The sequence below is a fragment of the Pedobacter antarcticus genome (assembly GCF_900112985.1).
In the GTDB taxonomy this organism is placed as follows: domain Bacteria; phylum Bacteroidota; class Bacteroidia; order Sphingobacteriales; family Sphingobacteriaceae; genus Pedobacter; species Pedobacter antarcticus.
In genome coordinates this window covers 741,796-760,274 of the sequence record NZ_FONS01000001.1, presented here as the reverse complement: position 1 = coordinate 760,274, position 18,479 = coordinate 741,796, and the positions used below count along the sequence as shown (strand labels likewise).

Annotated in this window: 13 protein-coding genes and 1 other RNA gene; 6 read left to right on the top strand and 8 right to left on the bottom strand. The window is 41.6% G+C overall.

Going from position 1 to position 18,479, the window contains the following annotated elements; genetic code table 11:
- Nucleotides 1-37 precede the first annotated feature (37 nt).
- The 3 genes from BM192_RS03265 to BM192_RS03255 are packed head-to-tail and all read right to left on the bottom strand — an operon-like array spanning nucleotide 38 to nucleotide 4,278.
- The gene (locus tag BM192_RS03265) at nucleotides 38-1,807 is read right to left on the bottom strand and encodes a ComEC/Rec2 family competence protein (protein WP_037440236.1); all 1,770 of its coding nucleotides are present in this window, start codon (nucleotides 1,805-1,807) and stop codon (nucleotides 38-40) included.
- A 1-nt stretch (nucleotide 1,808) separates the two neighbouring features.
- Nucleotides 1,809-3,896, bottom strand: a complete 2,088-nt coding sequence (locus BM192_RS03260) for a helix-hairpin-helix domain-containing protein (protein WP_139218395.1) — start codon at nucleotides 3,894-3,896, stop codon at nucleotides 1,809-1,811.
- A gap of 46 nt (nucleotides 3,897-3,942) precedes the next feature.
- Nucleotides 3,943-4,278, bottom strand: a complete 336-nt coding sequence (locus BM192_RS03255) for a MerR family transcriptional regulator (RefSeq protein ID WP_037440231.1) — start codon at nucleotides 4,276-4,278, stop codon at nucleotides 3,943-3,945.
- Between the two features lie 116 nt (nucleotides 4,279-4,394).
- Here BM192_RS03255 and alaS point away from each other — a divergent pair, with 116 nt between their 5' ends.
- Nucleotides 4,395-7,094: an alanine--tRNA ligase gene (gene alaS, locus BM192_RS03250; protein WP_037440229.1), complete on the top strand. Its 2,700-nt coding sequence runs from the start codon at nucleotides 4,395-4,397 to the stop codon at nucleotides 7,092-7,094.
- Nucleotides 7,095-7,146: 52 nt separating this feature from the next.
- On the opposite strand, the gene BM192_RS03245 is transcribed toward alaS, so the two are convergent.
- The 3 genes from BM192_RS03245 to BM192_RS03235 form a co-directional block, all read right to left on the bottom strand.
- Nucleotides 7,147-9,117, bottom strand: a complete 1,971-nt coding sequence (locus BM192_RS03245; RefSeq protein ID WP_051759826.1) for a heavy metal translocating P-type ATPase — start codon at nucleotides 9,115-9,117, stop codon at nucleotides 7,147-7,149.
- A gap of 63 nt (nucleotides 9,118-9,180) precedes the next feature.
- The gene (locus BM192_RS03240) at nucleotides 9,181-9,603 is read right to left on the bottom strand and encodes a Fur family transcriptional regulator (RefSeq protein ID WP_037440227.1); all 423 of its coding nucleotides are present in this window, start codon (nucleotides 9,601-9,603) and stop codon (nucleotides 9,181-9,183) included.
- A gap of 120 nt (nucleotides 9,604-9,723) precedes the next feature.
- A complete protein-coding gene (locus BM192_RS03235; protein WP_037440422.1) occupies nucleotides 9,724-10,248 on the bottom strand; it encodes a hypothetical protein in 525 nt (174 codons plus the stop codon).
- A 149-nt stretch (nucleotides 10,249-10,397) separates the two neighbouring features.
- Between BM192_RS03235 and gatB the strand changes: the two genes are divergently transcribed.
- The 5 genes from gatB (at nucleotide 10,398) to BM192_RS03210 (ending at nucleotide 16,528) form a co-directional block, all read left to right on the top strand.
- On the top strand, nucleotides 10,398-11,861 hold the full coding sequence (gene gatB, locus BM192_RS03230) for an Asp-tRNA(Asn)/Glu-tRNA(Gln) amidotransferase subunit GatB (RefSeq protein ID WP_037440224.1): 1,464 nt from the start codon (nucleotides 10,398-10,400) through the stop codon (nucleotides 11,859-11,861).
- Nucleotides 11,862-12,008: 147 nt separating this feature from the next.
- A complete protein-coding gene (locus BM192_RS03225; protein WP_037440222.1) occupies nucleotides 12,009-13,139 on the top strand; it encodes a TlpA disulfide reductase family protein in 1,131 nt (376 codons plus the stop codon).
- A gap of 104 nt (nucleotides 13,140-13,243) precedes the next feature.
- Complete coding sequence (locus BM192_RS03220; RefSeq protein ID WP_037440220.1) at nucleotides 13,244-13,933, top strand: response regulator transcription factor; 690 nt, start codon at nucleotides 13,244-13,246, stop codon at nucleotides 13,931-13,933.
- Nucleotides 13,934-14,004: 71 nt separating this feature from the next.
- Nucleotides 14,005-14,727: an RluA family pseudouridine synthase gene (locus tag BM192_RS03215; protein WP_037440218.1), complete on the top strand. Its 723-nt coding sequence runs from the start codon at nucleotides 14,005-14,007 to the stop codon at nucleotides 14,725-14,727.
- Nucleotides 14,728-14,737: 10 nt separating this feature from the next.
- A complete protein-coding gene (locus tag BM192_RS03210) occupies nucleotides 14,738-16,528 on the top strand; it encodes a chloride channel protein (protein WP_074586058.1) in 1,791 nt (596 codons plus the stop codon).
- 79 nt (nucleotides 16,529-16,607) lie between these two features.
- On the opposite strand, the gene BM192_RS03205 is transcribed toward BM192_RS03210, so the two are convergent.
- Both BM192_RS03205 and rnpB read right to left on the bottom strand, forming a co-directional pair.
- The gene (locus BM192_RS03205; protein ID WP_037443350.1) at nucleotides 16,608-18,011 is read right to left on the bottom strand and encodes a sigma-54-dependent transcriptional regulator; all 1,404 of its coding nucleotides are present in this window, start codon (nucleotides 18,009-18,011) and stop codon (nucleotides 16,608-16,610) included.
- Between the two features lie 65 nt (nucleotides 18,012-18,076).
- Nucleotides 18,077-18,458, bottom strand: an RNA gene (rnpB, locus tag BM192_RS03200) — RNase P RNA component class A.
- Between the last annotated feature and the right edge of the window lie 21 nt (nucleotides 18,459-18,479).

Below are 18,479 nucleotides of genomic sequence, written 5' to 3'. Positions count from 1 at the left end.
TTTAAAGTTTTTTGATAAAAAATATGGGCTGAATAAATTATTTCGGGAAGATAAATACCTTTTTAATTCCCATGCTGTCTAAGGCAGGTTGAATATAGTATGCAAAAGTGGGGTCACTTTGATTAAGGTTAGTTATGATGTAAGCACGGTTGGCTTGAATATAGGCAAGGGTGGACGGATAGGGCGTGTTAAAATGCATCATTTGGCTTTGCTGGCGGATTGATACTTTCCTACATACGATTGTAATTTGTAGTAAAATCATCAGGGTAGCTATCCCGAACAGCCTGTTTTTAGCAGATCCTGGAATCAGTAATAGGATTAAAAGAAGATAAAGGATCGCTACCTGAAATTCGGTCGGCCAGAGTCTTTCAATGACCGGGTAGGGGAGATTGTTAATCTGTATAAGTCCTTCGTTTAGCAGTGTAATCTGCCACTCCAGAAAGATTGCAAGATACTGTGATTTCAGTATTATAACTAATATTCCACTATACATAATCAGCGTAACTGGTATGGTTATAAATATATTACTGATAATGAATGACATTGGAAACAAATGAAAATAGTATATGCTTAGTGGGGTGGTGAAAAGTTGGGCGGCAATGGAAAGGGATACGAGCTCTCCCAATTTTTTACTTGGCGGAGTTTGCCAGTTCAGCGCGTTGCAAATTAACGGGTATAGGTAAATGATGCCGGCAACAGCGAGAAAAGAAAGCTGAAATCCGATATCCCACAGCCAGTATGGATTATAGTGCAGCATACCAAATGCTGCAAGAAAGATCAGGTTTTGATAAGCAGACGTACGGCCCAGGGTTTTGCTGATCAGAAAGATTGATAGCATTACTGCCGCTCTGATTACCGAAGCAGCGTAACCAGTTAGGATTGTATAGAACCAGATAAGACTTAATAAAATAAATAACTTCAAATGTCTACCCGTTCTGGTCGTATTGAGGTGTAGCAATAGCCAGTCGAGTACAATATATATAATTCCTACATGCATACCGGAAACAGAGAGTACATGGATAGTTCCAGTTCTGGAGTACGCAGAAACCAGTGCCCTGTCCAGCTCTGCACGGTATCCTAGAATGAGTGTGCTCGCAACATCAACAGCGTCCTTTTTTACCAACAGCTTACGGTAAAGGTCTACCTGTTTTTTTCGCCATTCAACAGCGTGTGACAAAAGTTTATTCCCCGCCCGCTGGTTGAGTAGTAAAACATCTTTTTCTTCGATTAGATATTGATGATGAACTTTTTTTCTGGCGAGCCATTTTTTGTAATCGAACATACCCGGGTTGAGGGGGCCGGCAGTAAGTTCGTAATTTCCGGGTGCCCATAGAAGTTGCCCGAAACTCAGGTCTGAAAGTCGCATTTTAATTGGCTTTATCTTTATTAGAATCCGGCCTGACGCCTTCGTTCTCCGACCCTCTTTCTCTATTGATTTTACCATTGCCGTAAATTGAATTTGGCCGAAGGATAGGACTGGTTCCGTAAGAATTTCCAGCAACAAAAAATCCGGGTTTTTTTTGGAGAAGTGTTCGGAATTTGTGAGCTCATCATTGATCCTTCCTAAAATAAAACCATGCATTAGAACAAGGAGGCCAATAACAAAGAGGCTTCCATTCATATAATGTTTTATCTTAGTTGAGGTATGTAATAGGTTGATTATTATTAATGTAAAAATGTAGTATATTACCAAATAATCTTCAGGCAAATTTAATTTGGTAAAAATACTGTGCTGGGAAATGTAAATTCCAACCAAAAATTGCGGAATAATCCTGGCGAAAAAAGGAATTGATACTGGAGTGTCCATCCTAAAAAATATAGCGAACCTGGAGCCTCGTTTCACTCTTTTTACTGCCCTGGATCTGCTCCATTCCGGTACCTGTTTTTTCTTTGTCAGGCTGCCAGGTAAGGGCATATCTCAACCACAGTCTAAATTGACTGCTGATCCTAAAATTTATGTTGAGATAAGTTCTGAATCCTTGTCCCTGGTAAGGGACTGAGCTACCTGCAAAAAGCACATTGTTTTCATAACGGTAAATCCGGTTATCATAGGACAGGATCTTGAACCACGTTACGCGTATATTCCCTGCGAAGGGGCCGGATGCAACTTTATAATGCAGGTCGTGTCCCAGTAGAATGCCGTACCCCGCGGACTGCCGTCCTTTACTGTATCTTGTGATATCGGCCAGGTGTTTGAACCTCATGTGTTCACCCACCGGATAGGCTGCATCCAACTTTATTAATTGAACTTGAATATTGTCAAGAGCCGGTATTTTAAGCCCGGATTTTACGTTTTGCTCCCTCGATGACGATCTGTATTGAAAACTATATTCGGAGCCTCTGACGGGTCTGTAGAATAGTTTTACTGTGTATTCATTTCCTTTTGATGGGAGGTCTACTCTGTATTTGGCAAACGGAAAGCTGAAAAAGTCCAGATAACCGGCTATATTCCACTTATTGCTAACGCGGTGGTTTATTCCGGTGTACCATCCCTTTTCGTTCATGGCGGAACTGTTTTTGCCAAAAGGCATACTGTAGAAGCTGTTATGATCTATACCATAATTACGAAAAACAACTACTGCTGAAGTAGAAGAGGTAATAGCGGAGATCAGTCCTTGAATCCAGGCCTGTCCTCCAGGATGACTGTGGGCAAACTCACCGAAAGTATAGGTGTTCAGAAAAGTGTAGTTATAGTGAAAAGCGTAATTTTCCCTGAATGAGCCCTTGAAATTATTGGAACGGTATAATGCATTTCCTGTAATAAAAGGCAGACTGTAAGCGCTCCTATACGCTGTAATCCCAGCTCTGAAAAACGGGCTGTTATATTGTGCTGCTGTACCGGTAACAGTCTCTTTAATTGCCCCCTTATTTCTTATTTCAGATTCAGTTCTGTGTAATCCACTGTTGCTGATATTACTGACTACTGCAGTTTTATTGGACAGATAACTAACGGAAGCATCTGAATTCTTTATTGATATAAAACTAGTTAATAGTATGTTTTTAAATAATTTATATTCGAAAGAAACCCCTCTGAAGTAGTTTTGTTCCCCTGCTGAAAAGTAAGGTTGCAGACCCATATCCTTTTTTGCAGCACCAGCAACATCGGCTCCCCGCCCGAATGAAGTCCCGCTCCAAAGACTGAGCCCCTGACCGAACTGCAGGCTGTAATCACCTAGAATTAATTTACTGATCCTCCCTTTTCCCGTATAAGTGATATTGGCAGAAATGAAATCAAATCCGGAAGGATTACTGCCCTTAAGGAATTGTTCACCCGGGTCTTTCTCCATCAGCAGCATGGCCTTAATTCCAGGCTCCAGGGCAAGCCTGTATTTAAGCAGCAGATGATCTGGGCTTCCTGAATAATAGGATTTGCCTTTTTGAGTATAACCTTTTTTCCGCTGGTGAATTCGTGAGTGCCGCAAGATGAGCTCCTGGTCACTTTTATTGAGTAGGTCTTTGAATTGCGGAATTTTGCCTTCAGCCTGATCGCAGGTTATATAGGGGGAGATCTGTCTGATGAATTCGGGACTGAAACCACGAACTATCTGGAGCTCGGCGATTTCCTTAAGCGGACCATTTTTAAGGATATGCTGTAAAAGATCATAAACCTGAAGAGGCGTAAGAAAGAATATTTGAGAGAGCCCTTTCTCACCTGCTTGATTAAGGGCGATTGGTTTTTTGCGGAGTTGTTCGAGTTTTTGGGTCAATATGGCCAGCTGCTCTTCAGATTGCTCTTCTTCTCCCAGCCAGGTATAAAAAGACAAGGCCTGTTCTGTTTCCTGTGCATAGCAGAACGAGCAGGTCAGGAACAGGAGGATCAGCGCCACTTGTCTCAGGCAAAGAAGATGGCTGGGAGCCATTTCGCTTAAGGGTGTGGTACATAACTTTGGCTTCATAAAAGCCAAAGTAATACCCTTAAAAATTATTTAGTTAACCTACTATTTATATTTCGTCGTTAAGCTTTACGAGGAAGTCCTTTAGCCGTTCCAATGAAGCGATGATTTTCTGGTTTTCTTTTACATCTCCACTATTGTTTTTCAGATGGTCTTTAGCACCTTTTAGGGTGAAGCCTTTGTCGTCTACAAGGTGAAAGATGATCTTCAGATTTTCTATATCCTCAGGAGTGAACAGACGGTTACCCTTCTTGTTTTTCTTAGGTTGAAGGACGTCAAATTCTTTTTCATAAAAACGGATCTGAGAAGCATTTACACCGAACATTTCCGTCACTTCCCCCATTGTGTAATACATTTTATTAATTTCCCGTTCCTTATATGGCATAGTTGATGATTGATTGTTAGTGGATTATGGCATTTATATAAAGCTTTCAAATGTAATGGGATTTTAGTAGAATACCGCAATAAAATTTTAATTTTGTTGTATATATTTTACTAGGAATGACAGCAAAAGAAATCAGAAAAGCATATTTAGAATTTTTCGAATCGAAACAGCATCAGATTGTAAATTCAGCACCTATCGTAGTCAAAAATGATCCGACCCTGATGTTTACAAATGCGGGTATGAATCAGTTTAAAGATATTTTCCTGGGAGAGGCGCCGGCACGTTATCCAAGGGTAACTGATACCCAGCGCTGCCTTCGTGTTTCCGGTAAACATAACGACCTGGAGGAAGTAGGTATTGATACCTATCACCATACCATGTTTGAGATGCTTGGTAATTGGAGTTTTGGTGATTATTTCAAGAAAGAAGCTATCGCCTGGAGCTGGGAACTTCTCACTAAAGTATACGGTATACCGGAAGATCAATTATATGTTTCAATTTTTGAAGGAGATGAAAAAGAAGGCTTGCCGCGCGATGAGGAAGCTTATGAACTCTGGAAACAATTTGTACCGGAAGACCGGATTATCCTCGGTAATAAAAAAGATAATTTCTGGGAGATGGGCGATACAGGGCCTTGTGGTCCTTGTTCTGAAATACATGTGGATTGCCGTCCTGAACTCGAGAGAAAGGAACTCTCTGGAAAAGAACTTGTCAATGCAGATCATCCTCAGGTAATTGAAATATGGAATAATGTATTTATGCAGTTTAACCGCTTGAAAGACGGTTCTTTACAGCCTTTACCCGCAAAGCATGTTGATACAGGGATGGGGTTTGAACGTCTGGTGCGGGTTCTGCAGAAGAAAGCTTCCAATTACGATACAGACGTATTTCAGCCGTTGATCCAGTTTATCTCTGCCAAATGTGGGATTACTTATGGAGCTGCTGAAAAAACAGATATAGCCATGCGCGTTATGGCAGATCATGTCCGCGCTATCTCGTTCGTCATTGCCGACGGTCAGTTGCCGGCGAATAACAAAGCCGGCTACGTAATACGCCGGATTCTGCGCCGTGCGGTGCGGTATGCCTATACCTTCCTGGATTTGAAAGATCCATTCCTGAACGAGCTGGTACCGGTATTGGCAGAACAGTTCAAAGGAGTTTTCGACGAGCTGTATCTGCAAAAGGAATTTGTACAGAAAGTTGTTCTGGAAGAAGAAATATCTTTCCTGCGTACACTGGCTACAGGTATCCACCGTTTCGATAATTACACAAAAAAACAAGGTGATTTTCTGATGTCGGAGAATGCTATAGATCTGGAGAAATCTTTTGAAGATAACTGGGTTTACAGTATCCTGAAAGATCAGATGGTTATTTCCGGTGCCTTTGCTTTTGAACTTCAGGATACTTACGGTTTTCCGATCGACCTTACCGAACTGATGGCGAGGGAGAAAAGATGGACCGTCGATATGGAAGAATATCAGCGTGCGCTGCAAGAGCAGAAATCGAGATCGAGGGCTGCGACTGCTATTGATACCGGCGATTGGATTACTATAAACGAAGATCCTGAAACCGAATTTGTAGGTTATGACTTACTGGAAATCGAGACCCGTATTTTAAAATACAGACAGGTAACCGCAAAAGGAAAAGAACAATATCAGATTGTCTTAAAGAAAACTCCTTTTTATGGCGAAGGGGGCGGACAGGTCGGGGATACAGGCAGACTGGAAGATCATAGTCGTATGTTCTCTGTTGATATTACAGATACGAAAAAAGAGAACGGCGTTATTGTTCATTATACTGATACACTACCTGAAGACCTGGAAGGTCAGTTTTGGGCTGTTGTAGATGAAGATAAGCGTCAACAGACAAATAATAACCACTCTGCTACGCATTTGCTACACGCAGCCTTAAAACAAGTTCTGGGGGATCATGTTAATCAGAAAGGGTCTCTTGTTAATCCGGATTATCTTCGTTTTGACTTTTCCCATTTTGCCCGTGTCACCGATCAGGAACTTGCGAAGATTGAACATATCGTTAATAAAAAAGTAAGGGAGAACATTCCTTTGCAGGAACAGCGTATGGTTGCCTATGATACTGCTGTAAATATGGGAGTAACGGCGCTGTTTGGGGAAAAATATGGTGATTTTGTAAGAGTAATTACTTTTGATGATCATTATTCGAAAGAACTTTGTGGCGGGACACATGTGCAGGCAACCGGTGAAATAGGATATTTTAAGATTATGTCTGAAAGTGCTGTAGCAGCAGGTGTGCGTCGTATCGAAGCAATTACAGCGAATAAAGCAGAAGCATTTATTATTGCCCAGGATCAGGAAATCAGTGAACTTAAATCTCTTTTGAAGGGTAATAAGGATCTTCCTGCGGCGGTTACGGCATTGATAGAAGAGAATTCGAAATTAAAAAAGGATGCCGAAAAAGTACTCATTGAACGTGCTGGAAACCTGAAACATGAATTAGTTCATCACATGAAGACCATTAACGGGGTTAATCTGATTGCAGTACAGGTAGATCTTCCACATGCCGACGCAGTGAAAAATCTGGCCTACAGTCTGAAAGAAATGGTTGACAATCTGCTGCTGGTGTTAACTACAGTTATTGACGACAAACCAGGGATTACAGTAATGGTTTCTGAAAATCTGGTTGCAGAAAAAGGATTAAATGCTTCAGCAATAGTAAGGGAGCTTGCGAAGGAAATTCAGGGTGGAGGTGGTGGACAGCCATTTTACGCGACTGCCGGTGGTAAGAATCTAGCTGGATTGCCTGCGGTAATAGAGAAAGCTGCAAAGTTGCTTATTTAGGCTAAATCTCAAAATAAAAATGGGGCTGTTCCAACCCGGAACAGCCCCATTTTTATACCTTCATATTCTGTATTCTCACAGCATTAAGGATCGCCAGCAGTGCAACCCCTACATCGGCGATTACGGCCTCCCACAAAGTAGCTATACCTCCTGCGCCCAGTATTAGAACAATGATCTTAATGGACATGGCCAGCGCAATATTCTGCCAAACAATTTTTTTAGTCAGGCGCCCGATCTGAATTGCGGTAACGATTTTACCGGGCTGATCATTCTGAATTACGATATCTGCAGTTTCAATAGTAGCATCGCTGCCTAAACCACCCATTGCAATACCAGCATCTGCAAGTGCTACAACAGGTGCATCGTTAATTCCGTCACCTGCAAAAGCAATATGACGTCCCGCTCTCTTCAGCTGCTCCAGCCGGCTTACTTTATCTTCCGGAAGCAGACCGCCATAGGCTTCGTCTATACCAAGGAGTTTGGCTATTTTATCCACTACAGCCTGTTTATCTCCACTGAGCATTACCGTATGCAGTCCTTGTTTATGCATCTCAAGAATTGCTTCTGCTGCATCTGGTTTAAGTTCATCGGCTATCAGAATATGGCCTGCATACTGATTATCAATTGCAACGACGACTATCGTTTCTTCCTCGTCTTTTAAAAGCGCGGGGTAGCTCACCTTAAACTGATCAAGGAGCGCAGTGTTGCCAGCTAAAACTCTTTTACCATCTATTTCGCCACTCAGGCCTTTACCAGCTACTTCAGTTGTTTCCACCTGCAGGGGGATAAAATCTTTTCCCGCATAAGCCACAATGGCCCTGGCAATCGGATGTGTCGATTTATTTTCTACGGTGGCAGCAATTCTGATCAGTTCTTTTTCATCACCAGATACAGAGAAAACTTGCTGTACTTTGAATACACCTTTAGTGAGTGTACCGGTTTTGTCCATAACCACAGTGTCGATGGTTGTCATTACATCCAGAAAATTTGAACCTTTAAATAAAATCCCATTTTTACTGGCCAGGCCGATGCCTCCAAAATATCCCAGGGGAATGGAAACGACAAGGGCGCAGGGACAACTTATGACCAGAAACACCAGTCCGCGGTATAACCAATCTCTAAAAACATAGTCTCCCACAAATAAAAATGGAAGAAATACCACCATTACTGCCAATGCAAATACTATAGGCGTATAAACTCTGGCAAACCTGGAAATAAATAACTGTGTTTTAGATTTTCTGGAAGTAGCATCCTGAACCATTTCCAGGATCTTATTGAGTTTACTGTCTTTGAACAGCGCAGTTACCGTTACTTCGACGGCGTTATTGAGGTTAATCATTCCTGCCAGGATCCGTTCACCTGTAATTTTAGTGTCGGGTTTACTCTCACCAGTTAAAGCAGCAGTGTTAAAGCTGCCTTTCGCAGATTTCAGATCGCCATCTAAAGCAACTTTTTCACCTGCCTTAATCACTATGAGTTCTCCAATTTGTACGTCAGATGGTGCAACAACACTCTCTTTTCCATCTCTCAGTACTGTTACTGTGTCTGGTCTTATATCCAGCAAGGCTTTAATACTTCTTTTTGCTGAATCCACTGCAGAGTCCTGAAACCATTCGCCGATAGAGTAAAAGACCATAACGGCAACTCCTTCGCTGAAAGATCCTATAGCAAATGCGCCGATCGTTGCAACACTCATCAGGAAAAATTCGTTAAAGAAATCCAGTCTGATTGCTTTTCTGAAAGCGAGGTTCAGAACCTGATAACCGGAAAGGAGGTAGGCTACGCCGAAAATGAAGAATTCGATGAGCTGACTGAATCTGATTTTAAATCCATAATCAAGAACCAGCATTACCATAAGGATCGTTAAACCGCCTAATAAAGGAAGGTGAGATTTCCATCCCGGTTCACCGCCGCAACATCCGCCACCATGATCATGTTCGTCGGTATCGGTATGTACATGTTTACTTTCTTCTTTATGGTCTTGCGTATGAGGAGTTTTATCTTTGGGGTCTGATGTACACATAGGAATAGGTTTTGCAATTATTTAATGCAGTAATACAAAAGTATTAAATAACGTAGCGCAATGCTATTGCAAAGTATAGCAGAGGTTGCAGGTTCCTTTGACCACAAGACTCACTTCTTCTTTATGAAAACCTTCGGGTAAAGACACCTGCGGTATCTGTGTTTTTGGCAGGCAGGAGGTTTGCTTACAGGTATTGCAGAAAAAATGCACATGAAGGTCGTGGTGATGCCCTGGATTGCACTCTTCCGCGCAGAATGCATATTTTGTGATACCTGTGCCGTCATCAATGTGATGAACCAATCCTGACTCTTCAAATTTCTTGAGCGCACGGTACACGGTGATTCTGTCACAAGGTTCCAGTCCTTTTTCCAGGTCAGTGAGGCTGATTGCCGAAGGTTGGTTCATCAGAAAGTCAAGAACCAGCAGGCGCATTGCAGTAGGTTTGATGTTTTTTCTTTCCAGAATTACAGGGAGCTCTTCGGACATTGATTTTTATTTTGAAATTATTAACACCAAATATCGGAATAAAAAAAAATGTTATTTACAATCTGATCCAGAATTGTAAATAACATTTAAATGTATTTTGGTTGCTTTAATATTTATTCTTTAGTGTCTGTCCCTGTGTCCGCGGCCGTGGTCTCTTCCACGTCCATGATCTTTGTGTCCTTTATTCTTCTTTTCATATTTGCGATAGTCAGAACCATTACCGCGTCCGTTATTACGGTAACGCTGGTTATAATTTCTATCGTGACGCTCGGTGTAAACTACGCGGTTAGGTCTCACCGTATAATAATTATTCACATACCTGGTCCGGTATGTATTGTGGTTTACCCAAGGTCTCGGAGAATTTATAACGATTGCCCTGCCGTTGTAAAGATCGTAATTGCGGTATCTTGATGGCAGTCGTTTAGCATGTATCCATCTGTTTCCACTCCGGTAAACAAACTGCCGGGTAGGCACATAGTAATAACTTTGGATGTCAGGGAGATAATAATAATCTACGTAGTCGTAACCCCGGGGCCCCCATTGGGGTTGTGAGCCGATGTTTACACTGACGTTAACCTGTGCTTTAGCTGGTTGAGCTGCCAGGGAAATCAATCCAAGTACAGCGACTAAAAGTAATTTTTTCATCAGATTTAATTTAAGTTTCAGATTGTGTGTAATCAAGCCTGTTCAAAGTTTATGCCATAATTATTATTCCCCCCTGTAAACCTGCTGGTTAACTTATTTGGTTATATTTGTTTGATTTATTAAGGGTTTTTTATAATTATCAGCGATCAATGATTAAGCATACTGCAGCGCCTGACACTACATTCGAACTGGTATCAGGATTAGAGATACATGTTCAGCTAAATACAAATACAAAAATATTTTCTTCAGACAGTGCAGCTTTTGGTGCCGGACCTAATGCACATATCTCTCCGGTTTCCCTGGCATTGCCGGGTGCACTTCCAAAATTAAACAAAGAGGTAGTAGCTAAAGCTGTCCGAATGGGCCTTGCTTTAAACTGCCATATTAATCAGACTAATTTTTTTGACCGTAAGAATTATTTTTATGCCGACCTGCCTAAAGGCTATCAGATTACGCAGGATAAATTACCCGTTTGCCAGAATGGATTTATTGATCTGACTCTTCAGGATGGCAGCGTAAAAAGGATCGGAATCAACAGGATTCATATGGAGGAGGACGCGGGGAAGAGTATGCATGATCAGCATGATCAGTATTCATTCGTCGATCTAAACAGGGCAGGGGTTCCTCTGATTGAAATAGTCACCGAACCTGATATCCGTTCGGCAGAAGAGGCATCGGTATTATTAACAGAGATGCGTAAGCTCGTAAGACATCTGGAAGTAAGTGACGGTAATATGGAAGAAGGGAGTTTACGTTGCGATGCTAATATCTCCATCAGGGAAATAGGAAGCAGTACATATGGTACACGTTGTGAGGTGAAAAACCTCAATTCCATCCGAAATGTCCGCAGAGCAATGGATTTTGAGTTCAACAGGCAGAGAGAACTCATTGCAGCCGGCGGCGTAATACAGCAAAGCACTTTAACTTTTGATGCAGAACAAGGCACTACAGCGCCGATGCGAACAAAAGAAGAAGCAAACGATTATCGTTATTTTCCTGATCCGGATCTTCCGCCCATCTATATTAGTGATGAATGGCTGGCCCAAATGAAGGCGGCAATGCCCCTTTTACCTGCCGCTATCAGTGCAGCATTGCAACAGCAATACGGCATATCGGCAGCGGAGGCTACCATATTTGCAGAAGACAAGGAACTGATGCAATACTTCCAGGACGCTTTGCCAGGAGTGTCTGCACCTAAAACTTTAATAAACTGGTTAAGCGGGCCGGTAAGGGCATTGTTAAATGAACAGCACCTGACCATCGGAGCTTATCAGGTTAAACCTTTAGCACTGTCAGAGGTAATTACTCTGGTAGAATCCCGTAAAATAAATCAGCATGCAGCTTTACACCAGTTGTTACCAGAATTGCAGCAGCATCCGGAACACGGGGTGGCTGAAATTGCCGAAAAGCTAAATCTTTTTCTGGAAGATAATACAACTGAACTTTCTGGATTTGCCGACCAGGTACTGGAAAAATATGCGGCGCAGGCAGCAGCTTACAAAAAGGGCAAAAAAGGAGTCCTTGGCCTTTTCGTAGGAGAAGTGATGAAAATGGCAAACGGTAAAGCAGATCCACAGCAATTGAATCAATTATTACAGGAAAAATTAAAATAAACAGCGGCAGAGGGGACCAGTTTAGCCGATTTCAGTAATCACAATTTCATATTACAGAGAATGGGGGCCTGCAAGCCATATAAATTTGAACGGTCCTGGGCAAAAGCATATTTTAGAAACAAAAACTGATAGTAAAACAATCACATAATGAAATCAACAATTTTAAATCACTGGAAAAGCTTAAGTTTTATCTTATTCATCAGTTTGCTGGGCATGGCCTGCAAGGATGAAAGTAAATTTGAGATCAGCGGAAAATTTACAAATGCTCAGCCAAAAACAAAGGTTTATCTATTTGGTGTAGATAAAAACAGTGAAACACCCGTAGATTCTACCGTGCTTTCAGATAAAGGAGAATTCAGATTTACCAGAAGTACGCCAGATGTAGACTTTTTCAGGGTTAAGATAGACAACAGCGAATATATGTTAATTGCCAAAAACGGTGATAAGATACAGCTGTCAGCGGATCTGGCCGATCCGACCTTAGTTTACCAGCTTTCGGGTGCAGAAGAAGCAGATAAACTAGAAGAACTTAATAAAAATAAAAATAGGTATACGGCTAAGATTGCCGCTATTCAGGAGCAATTTGAGCAGACGGTAGCTAGTCAGCCACATAATCGTGAGGCAATAGTAAATCAGATGCGTCCTGCGCTGATTAAAGAAAATGAAGGCCTGGTAGATTATATTTTGAAATTTGCTACAGATAATACCAACTCGCTTGCAGGTTTTTATGCAATCAACTCACTTAATCCGGGAGATTATGAGCAGGAGCTGATCGCTTATGCGGATAAAATAAAAAGTAAATTCAATAATAATGCTGCTGTCACTGAATTTCTGGTACGCATGACTAAATTGAAAGCTGTTCAGGTTGGACAGGTTGCGCCAGACTTTACCATGAACAGCATGGAGGGAAAACCTGCGAAGCTTTCTGAGTTTAGAGGTAAATATGTGCTATTAGACTTTTGGGCATCATGGTGCCAGCCTTGTAGAATGGAAAACCCAAACCTGGTTAAAGCGTATCAGCAGTTTAAAGACAAGAACTTCACTGTAGTAGGTGTTTCATTAGATAAAGACCCGGCTGCCTGGAAACAGGCCGTAATCGCTGATGGATTGAACTGGACTCAGCTAAGCGAATTAAAAGATTTCGACAGCCCTACAGTTAGATTATATCAGATTGACGCTATTCCAAGTAGTTTTCTGTTAGATCCTTCAGGAAAAATCGTCGCTAAAAATTTAAGGGCTGACCAATTAGTCGAATTCTTAAGCAAAACTTTACGCTAATCCTAAATTCAGGTTAACCTAATGCTATACTTAACAATTTGTTAACCTGACTTTAACTTTATATTGTAACTGATTACTTAATTTCGTAACAAATATTTAAAGACATGAGCGCCGTAAAACAAAAGATCCTGATTGTAGATGATGAACCAGATATCCTGGAACTAATTGAATACAATCTGAAAAAAGAAGGCTATCAGGTTTTCCTGGCCAGTAACGGGCAGGACGGAATTACAGTAGCCAAGAAAGTACACCCTGATTTAATCATTCTGGATATTATGATGCCGAGGATGGACGGAATTGAAGCCTGCAGATTAATGCGTGCTATTCCGGAGTTCAAAAATACGTTTATGGTATTTCTGACGGCAAGAAGTGAGGAGTATTCAGAAATTGCAGGATTTAATGTAGGTGCAGATGATTATATAGCGAAACCGATTAAACCAAGAGCGCTTGTTAGCAGAATCAATGCTATTCTGAGAAGAAATAGCAGTCAGGACGAAGTCTCAGATAATAAGGTGGAAATTGGTGATCTGGTTATCGACAGGGAAGCTTACCTTGTTTTTCAGGCAGGAGAAAAAGTAGTACTGGCGAAAAAAGAATTTGAATTGTTATATCTGCTGGCTTCAAGACCTGGAAAGGTTTATACCAGAGAATCGATCCTCAAGAATATATGGGAAGATTCAGTAGTAGTAACCAACCGGACAATAGACGTGCATATTCGTAAGCTAAGAGAGAAACTTGGCGAAAATTATGTAGCGACTGTCAAAGGAGTGGGCTATAAATTTGAACTTTCGTAATCAATTGCAATCTGATGTCCGATGCTAAAGGATGAAATTGTACTTTTGTATAGTTTTATAAATCGACACCATTGAAATATCCTTCCTTTAAAGACCTGATCCTATTTGAAGACGATCATCATATCGTTGTAAACAAACCGCCATTCGTTGCTTCGCTGGATGAACGTGGCGGTTCAGGCGAAGTTAATATCCTGCGCCTCGCCAGACAATACTCGCCCGATGCGCAGGTGTGCCACCGTCTCGACAAAGAGACTTCCGGTGCAATTATTATTGCCAAGACACCTGAAGCGTACCGTTCGGTATCTATGCAGTTCGAGAAACGCAGGGTTAATAAAACCTATCACGCTGTTGTAGATGGTTTGGTTACTTTCAAAGAGCTGTTTATCGATCTGCCAATTCTCAACGACGGGAACCGCAGTGTTACGATTGACCGCAAAGAGGGTAAACGGGCGGAGACTATTTTCAACTCCATTAAATTCTATAAACATTATACATTGGTGGAATGCAAACCGATTACCGGCCGTATGCACCAGATTCGTATTCACCTGGCGACCCAGCGTGCGGCAATCTGTGGTGATTCCCTTTACCGAGGTAAACCTGTTTTCCTTTCTGCAATAAAAAAAGGGTACAGAATTGCTAAAGACGATGAGGAACAGCCTATCATGAAGCGATTTGCTTTACATGCACGCCACCTTGTATTTAAAGGTCTGGATGAAAAGGAGATTGTTATTGATGCACCTTATCCAAAAGACTACGCAACGCTGATTAAGTTGTTGGATAAATTTGATTCTTAAGAATTAGCTTATGTACGCCAAACTGGTTAATTATCTGGATGCTATTAATCATTACCGGAAAACGAAGATTTCCAACAGGAATTTCCTTGTCTTAGCCGCACTGGTTGTGGGGGTCCTTGCCGGTCTTGCCGCTGCATTACTAAAATCCATTACCCATCATATCGAAGACTTCCTGCAGGATGGTTTTCACTGGGAATACAAGTATTATCTCTTTATCATCTTCCCTTTTATCGGAATTCTGCTATCTGTTATGTATGTGCGCAGATTTATCCGGAAGGGGAAGTTTGAAACAGGGCTGACTCCTCTCATCTATACAATTTCCCAAAAATCAAGTAGGGTAGAGCCACATAATATCTATTCTCAGATTATTACTGCAGCGCTCACTGTTGGTTTTGGAGGGTCTACCGGTTTGGAGGCACCTATAGTTACCAGCGGCGGCGGAATTGGTTCCGCAGTCGGGAGGTTTTTAGGTTTATCCTACAGGGAAACGACTATGTTGCTTGCCTGTGGAGCTGCTGCCGGAATCGCGGGTGCATTTAATAGTCCCATTGCAGGGATCGTATTTGCAATTGAGATTTTGCTGCCTGAATTTACCATACCTGCATTTATTCCTTTACTGCTGGCATCAGCTACGGCTGCGGTGGTAGCGAGGTTCTTCTACAACGAACAACTGTTTTTCCTGGTCACTGAAGGGTGGCAGTTTAATGCATTAATCTGGTATGTACTGCTGGCTGTTCTGATTGGCTTGTTTTCCATCTACTTCAGTAAGATAAACTACTTTGTGAAAACATCGTTCTATAAGATCAAGAATCCTTATACGAAAGTTATTGTTGGTGGTGCACTACTCGGGATTATGGTTTTTCTGTTTCCAACATTATACGGGGAGGGTTATATAACTATCAAGAATCTGCTGGGGGGTAATTACAGTTCAGTGATCACCAACAGTATATTCGCTTCTTACAGTAATATGCCTGCCGTTATTATTGGTTTCACGATTATCACTGTATTTGCGAAATCAGCAGCTACTTTAATTACTTTATCTGCGGGAGGTAATGGAGGTACATTTGCACCCAGTTTAATTATGGGTGGTCTGATCGGATTTGTAATGGCCTTTACCATTAATACCTTGGGTATTGCACATGTAAACGTGGCTAATTTCATTGTTGCCGGCATGGCTGCATCTTTAAGTGCAATTATGCATGCACCATTAACTGGTATATTCCTGATTGCAGAAATTACTGGTGGTTATGTGCTGATGGTACCTTTAATGATCACCTCGGCAATTGCTTATCTGATTAACCGGAGTAAGAGTAAATATTCTATCTACACGCAGGCTTTAGGTGAAAGCGGCGAACTAATGTCCCATGAAGACAAGGATACGCTGGTGCTGCATATGATGAAGCTGAAATATCTTGTTGAAAAGGATTATGTTGTCCTGTATGAAGATGAGCTGATCTCAGAACGTTTGCCGGAGATTTTGCAGTCTAAAAGAAATTTATTCCCTGTTATTGCCCAGGATAAAACTTTTCGTGGAATGATCTCTGTTGAAGACGTGTTGAAGAAAGCCATTAATAACCCCGCCAGTTCTGGTTTGAGCGTTAAGGAGTTAATGCAAACAGCACCAGATGTGATCTACATGAGAGATCCGATGAAGACGGTTCTTAAAAAAATGGAAAAGGAAAATGCCTGGTTGCTACCGGTAATCGATGAACGGGAAGAGTTTGTAGGATTTGTTTCCAAGACAGCGATCTTTAACAAATACAGGGCGCTGCTCAGCAGACAGGCCGATTATATGGAATAAGAAAGATAAAAACAAAAAAGCGTTTCCGGATATCCGGAAACGCTTTTTTGTTTAGTATTCCCTTCAGGGAAATTTATAATTATTCGGTAACCCTTTTGAGGCCGAACTTCTCTATTTTACTGTATAGGTGACTACGCTGGATATCGATATCATCTGCTGTTTTTGATACATTCCAGTTGTTCTTCTCCAGTTTGAATTTAATATACTCTCTTTCTGCATGATCCTTATAATCCTGGAAGTTGTTGAAGCTGTCATAATCAGGCGTAGCAGCTGTAATCTGAATGTTATTGCTCTGACTTCCTGCGGCGCCGATATTCGTACCACCACCTGGATTGGCAAATGCAGTAACTTCATATTCAGTAATGATCTTATCACTTAAGATGATCAGCCTTTCGATCATATTATGCAACTCACGTACGTTTCCTGTCCATGGTAAATTTTGTAAAGCAACCATACCGGCATCACTGATCTTTTTAACTGGCATACCATAATCTTTACAGATGTCTTCCAGGAAGCTGAGTGCGATCTCCGGAATATCCTCGCGGCGTTCGGTTAGATGAGGTACATGTATATTAATTACATTAAGCCTGTGGTAAAGATCCATACGGAAGTTTCCGTCTTCAATTTCCTTCATCAGGTCTTTGTTTGTTGCTGCAAGTACCCGAACATTTACTTCCAGTTCTTTCTCTCCACCTACGCGGGTTATCTTGTGTTCCTGCAACGCACGAAGTACTTTTGCTTGTGCAGAGAGGCTCATGTCACCAATCTCATCAAGAAAAAGTGTTCCACCATTAGCCAGTTCAAATTTACCGATCCTCTGTTTTACGGCTGAAGTGAAAGAGCCTTTCTCATGGCCAAATAATTCACTTTCAATTAATTCCGACGGAATCGCTGCACAATTCACTTCAATAAGCGGACTTTCACTTCGTTGCGACTTCTCATGCAGCCAGCGGGCTACAAGTTCTTTTCCACTACCATTTGCACCTGTAATCAACACCCGGGCTTCTGTAGGGGCAACACGTTCAATAGTCTCTTTTATTTTATTGATATTTTCCGAGCTGCCGAGTATATGACGTGTTTTACTCGCTTTTCTTTTCAGTACTTTGGTTTCCGTAACCAGGTTACCACGATCCAGTGCGTTGCGTACTGTAATCAGTAACCTGTTCAGATCCGGTGGTTTGGAGATAAAGTCGAAGGCTCCTTTTTTACTGGCTTCAATTGCTGTTTCCACAGTACCATGACCAGAGATCATGATAAACGGTAGGTCCGGACTGTGGGCAAGTGCCTGTTCCAGCACTTCCATACCATCCATTTTGTTCATCTTGATATCACAGAGTACCAGATCGAATTTCTTTTTCTTGATCAGGTCTAAGCCATCTACACCATTGTCTATATCTTCTACTTCGTAGTTTTCATATTCCAGTATTTCTCTCAGTGTACTTCTGATCGCGCGCTCATCATCAATGATTAGTAGTTTTGCCATAGGGTTATCCAGGTGTGTCCGAAAACGAATATATTCAGAAATGTCAAATAATAAGGAAATAAATTAAAAAATGCAAGCCTGTAAGCCGGGTTCTGTACCTTATTGCTAAGGCTTCTACCATTAATCTACTATAAATGTCGCCATTTATCTCTAACGACCTACCCACTGACATCGGACGAGCAGCCCTACATACGTCAGCCTATTTGGTCTTTCAACTCCCGGGGTTTACCAGATCTCCGGTCACCCGGAAAAATCGTGAGCTCTTACCTCACGTTTTCAACCTTACCTGTGCCTAAGCCATCGGCGGTTCATTTTCTGCGGCACTTTCCATAATTCAGGTATTCATTCCTAAACCTCTTCCCGTTAGGAAGCGGGATGCTCTGTGTTGCCCGGACTTTCCTCTTTAAGTTGCAAAGCATTACTTACAGCGATAGAACGGCTTGCATTTTGGGCAAAGATATAAAAAAA